The organism is Streptomyces altiplanensis, assembly GCF_053591575.1.
Genome location: NZ_JBSFUB010000199.1, coordinates 1 through 4199, shown reverse-complemented (window position 1 = coordinate 4199; position 4199 = coordinate 1). Strand labels below are relative to the sequence as shown.

Annotated in this window: 4 protein-coding genes and 1 pseudogene; 4 read left to right on the top strand and 1 reads right to left on the bottom strand. The window is 66.6% G+C overall.

Annotated features, from left to right (window positions below; all coding sequences use genetic code 11):
- The first annotated feature begins 483 nt into the window (after nucleotides 1-483).
- Genes ACWD0Y_RS36240 through ACWD0Y_RS36225 form a run of 4 tightly spaced genes read left to right on the top strand, consistent with a single transcriptional unit; the run spans nucleotide 484 to nucleotide 4049 of the window.
- Nucleotides 484-2700, top strand: a complete 2217-nt coding sequence (locus tag ACWD0Y_RS36240) for a sensor histidine kinase (protein WP_450264513.1) — start codon at nucleotides 484-486, stop codon at nucleotides 2698-2700.
- Nucleotides 2697-3101, top strand: a complete 405-nt coding sequence (locus ACWD0Y_RS36235) for a roadblock/LC7 domain-containing protein (protein ID WP_450264512.1) — start codon at nucleotides 2697-2699, stop codon at nucleotides 3099-3101. The genes ACWD0Y_RS36240 and ACWD0Y_RS36235 overlap by 4 nt, the downstream gene beginning before the upstream one ends.
- Nucleotides 3101-3472: a DUF742 domain-containing protein gene (locus ACWD0Y_RS36230; protein ID WP_450264511.1), complete on the top strand. Its 372-nt coding sequence runs from the start codon at nucleotides 3101-3103 to the stop codon at nucleotides 3470-3472. The genes ACWD0Y_RS36235 and ACWD0Y_RS36230 overlap by 1 nt, the downstream gene beginning before the upstream one ends.
- Complete coding sequence (locus ACWD0Y_RS36225) at nucleotides 3459-4049, top strand: GTP-binding protein (protein ID WP_450264510.1); 591 nt, start codon at nucleotides 3459-3461, stop codon at nucleotides 4047-4049. The genes ACWD0Y_RS36230 and ACWD0Y_RS36225 overlap by 14 nt, the downstream gene beginning before the upstream one ends.
- Nucleotides 4050-4064: 15 nt before the next feature.
- On the opposite strand, the pseudogene ACWD0Y_RS36220 reads toward ACWD0Y_RS36225, so the two are convergent.
- Nucleotides 4065-4199, bottom strand: a pseudogene (locus ACWD0Y_RS36220) (IS5/IS1182 family transposase); the annotation flags it as partial.

The window sequence follows — 4199 nt, the reverse complement described above, 5'->3', positions numbered from 1 at the left end:
TCAGCCCCACGTCACGAACCTGGAAAGACCGTGAAACGAATCGAAACCCTCACCGAACACGTCCGCCTAAAACAGCAGCGAGGTTAATGATCAAGAAGGCGTGCGACCGGGGGAGCAGGTTGCCCTGTCTGCACGAGCACGCCTGTGCCCAGGCGTCAGGTGAACGCCAACGTTCGGTACGCAACGTCTCCGTCGCCTTTACCACATGTGGCTAACGGAAGTCATCTCTCCGTTTCTCCAGTGCGGCTGGTTATGATCGGTACCCCACGTCGCGTCAAAGCCGATCCGGACTTCCCCCAGTCCTGAACCTAGGACTGCGCCTGGTCTCGGCTGTTCGGCCGTCCCCACTGTTTCCCCGCTCCCCGAGGACTGATGTCTCCCATAGAACCCGAAGGCACAGGAGGGCAGTCGCCGACTCGTCGGCGGCGTACCCTGCGCCTGCGTACGCTGCTCATTTGGCTGGCAATCGTCCCTATCCTGGCGATGAGTGCCCAAGTGGTTATGACCGCACAACCGCTGATGCGCCAGTCGGAGCAACTGCGCGCTGATGTGGCAGTCGGTAAGCGGATCGACGCACCCCTGACCAGGCTTATGGTCAAAGTGCAGGCTGAGCGGACGATGACCGCCACATGGTGGGCGGGCGGCTCCGTGTCCGAAAAAGAGCTGCGCGAGCGGCGCGCGGCCACGGACCGGGCCGCGGACGAGTTCCGCCGGGCGGCGGACGGAGCTCTGGCGGCGACCGGGCGCGAGGACGAACATTACGTCGCGGAGTTGAAGCACGGCCTCGCGGATCTGGCCGCGTTCCGCGAGCGCGCGGACGCCCGTAGCGGGGACGCGGATCGGACGATCGGCTACTACTCCGACCTCGTCGACCGCATCATCCGGGTGTACCAGAACGAGTTCAGCCATGCGGAAGACGCCGAGCTCATCCAGGAGAGCGGCGTGGTCGTCACGGTGTTCACGGTGTCCGAGATGGTGGCACGCGAGACCACCATCCTCGCCATGGCCGGGCCGTCCAGGCGTCTGAGCCCCTCCGGGTTCGCCGAATTCGTCAACTCCGTCGGATCCCAGCGGTACCAGTACGACGAGTGGGTCGCGCCGTATCTGACGGCCGAGGACAAAGCAGCCTACGACCAGGTCTTCGCCTCGGACGGCTGGAAGACGAAGGTCCGCATCGAGGACGCGGTCATCTCCGACCACCAAAACACCGCGTCCGGCATCAAGCTGCCCAAGGAGGCCGACGCCTGGCGGGCCGCGTATGACAAGTTCGCGGCGCGCGTTGCCGCGCTCGACGCGGAACAAGGGCGAGCACTGCTCGTGCGCGCCGACGCCAAGGCCACGCAGTTGGAGAACGAGGTCATCTGGCTGATCGTCGGAAACGGTGCAGCCGTCCTTGCCGTCGCGGCCGTCATCGTGCTCACCACGCGCTCCGTGCTCCGCCGTCTGCGCGGTCTGCACCAACGTACGGTGGCCATGGCTGAGGACACGCTGCCGGATGTCGTGGCCAGGCTCCAGCGTGGGCAGTCCGTCGACGACGATGCGCTGCCCGCGGTGAGCGGAGACCAGGACGAGGTCGGACGCATCAGCGACGCGTTCGCCCGGGTCGTCTCCGTATCCGTCGACGGGCATGCGCGGCTCGCGGCCGAGCGTCAGGGCTTCGGTATGTTCGCCGCGGGTATCGCCTCGCGCACCGGAAACCTGGTCAGCCGCCAGTTGACCCTCACCGACGAATTGCAGGACACCTTCGGGCACGACGAGGAGCTTCTCGCCCGGTTGATGCGATCCGACCAGTTGACAGTGGGTATGCGGCGGCAGATCGAGAACCTGCTCATCCTGGCAGGTGGGGAGATTCCCGATCCGCACACCGAGCCCATGCGCGTCGCCGACCTGCTGCGCGAAGCCGCCGCGGAAGTCGAGGACTTCCGGCGGATCGAGCGCCAGGCCCTGGACGAGATCAGCGTGGTACCGCGGGTGATCAGCGAGATCAGCCACCTCCTGGCAGAACTCCTCGACAACGCCACCCGGTTCTCCCCGCCGCAGTCGAAGGTGGTCGTCCGTGCCGAACTGGTGACAGACGGGCTGTTGGTCGACATCGAGGACCGCGGGCCTCGGGTGACCGCCGCAACCTACGAGGAGATGAACGGGCGTCTGCACTCGGCCCCGCCGTATTCCGTCCTGGCGGAGAACGCGCACCGGCTCGGACTCTTCGTGGTCGGCCACATCGCGGAACAGCTCGGGGCCACAGTGACGCTGCGCCGCTCGGTATACGGAGGGACGTCGGCCGTGGTGATCCTTCCCGAGGAACTCCTTGTGCCGACCGAACCGGTCCGGGCGGGAAAGGAAGCGCCGCGTGCGGCGACGCCCGCCCCGGCACCGGGCCCGCTCGACGAACGCAAGTCCGAGCTGGTCCTGCACGCGAAGACCGGGGCGGCCGGCCCTAGGACGCCGGAGCGCTCGCCCGAGCGGCCGGTGAACAGTAAGCCGCCGATCCCTTCCGTGACACGGGACGGTGACGCGAAGCCGGCCCTCCCCGAGCGGGTCCCACAGGCTCACATCGCCGAGCAGCTCCGCGCGCCACACGTACCGAAGACTGCCGTCCATCAGGATGCGGCGACACCTGAAGAAGTGGCCGACGCCTGGGCGGACTATGAACACGGGACTCAGACAGTGGAAGAAGAACTCCGACAGGATCAGCCATGACGACGACAACGAACGACATGATCTACAGCGTCCTGGACAACAACCTGAGCAGGATCGCCGGCATCCAGGGAGCCGTACTCCTGTCCAACGACGGGATCAAGCTCAGTTCGTACGAGCTGGAACGGGAACAGGCGGAGCGCATAGCCGCCGCGTCCTCCGGCATCGCTTCCACGATGAAGGCGATATCCAGGGAGGTCGACGGCGGCCGGGTGATCCGCCAGCTGGTCGAGATGGACGACTGCTATCTCTGCATCGTCGGGTGCGGGGAGGGGAGCACGCTCATCGTGGTGACCTCTCGCAAGGCGCGGCTGGGGGAGCTGGGCGGTGAAGCCGTACGCACCGCTCAGGCGCTCGGTGAGTGGCTGAGCACGCCTGAGCGCGGCCAGGCGCAGCCGTCGTAATGGCGGACGAGCCCGGGCCGCGAGAGGGAGGCCACCGCCGGACGCGGCTGTACGCGCTGACCGATGGACGTACGGCGGCTGCACACACCGCCCTCACCATGGACACCACGATCACGGCGGTGGCCGTCGCGGACGGCCACGGCGGCCTGCCCAGCGAGTGGCAGGCCATCCTCGCGATGTGCTCGCCTCCGGGCGGCCGGGCGGTCGCCGAGATCGCGGCGCGCATGCGCATCCGCCTCACTCCCATGACGCTTCTTCTCGGCGAACTTGCGGATCGGGGGCTGATCGAGCACCGGCCACCCCTGGAAGGGACCGAGACCACCAATGTCCACCTGCTCATGAGAATCAGGGACAACCTTGCCCGGATATGACACCCCTGCCCAGGAAGCGACCCCCGTCAAGATCCTCATCGCTGGGGGATTCGGCGTCGGCAAGACGACCCTGGTCGAGACGGTCTCCGAGATTGAGCCGTTGCGCACCGAGGAGCGGCTGACGAGCGCGGGCGTCGGCATCGATGACCTCGACGGCATCGAGTCCAAGGCGGTTACCACCGTCGCGATGGACTTCGGCCGCATCACCCTCACCGACGCACAGGTCGTGCTCTACTTGTTCGGCACACCTGGCCAGGAGCGCTTCTGGTTCATGTGGGACGACCTGCTGAACGGGGCACTCGGGGCGATCGTCCTTGTCGACACACGACGCCTCGACCGCAGTTTCCCGGCCGTCGACTTCTTCGAGAACCGAGGGCTTCCGTTCGTGGTCGCCGCGAACTGCTTCCACGGCGAACAGCCCTACACCGCCGAGGAGATCAGGGCGGCGCTGCATCTGCGTGACCCGAACACACCCATCTACTTGCTCGATGCCCGCTCCCGTGACGACGCGCGCGGTGCGCTGCTCTCGCTTCTGGACATGCTCATCGCCAAAGCCGGGGTCGCGGCGACCGGCTAGGCACTGTTTCGCGGATCATGTTCGGAGCCAGATGACGAGGGTTGCGAGGGTGACTGTGCCGAGGTAGATGTAGGCGCGTTTCTCGTAGCGGGTGGCGACGGCGCGGAAGCCTTTCAGACGGTTGATTGCGCGTTCGACGGTGTTGCGCTT

Coding starts and splice junctions, on each gene's coding strand:
- ACWD0Y_RS36235 (WP_450264512.1), top strand. CDS start 2,697: ATGACGACGACAACGAACGACATGATCTACAGCGTCCTGGACAACAAC.
- ACWD0Y_RS36230 (WP_450264511.1), top strand. CDS start 3,101: ATGGCGGACGAGCCCGGGCCGCGAGAGGGAGGCCACCGCCGGACGCGG.
- ACWD0Y_RS36240 (WP_450264513.1), top strand. CDS start 484: ATGAGTGCCCAAGTGGTTATGACCGCACAACCGCTGATGCGCCAGTCG.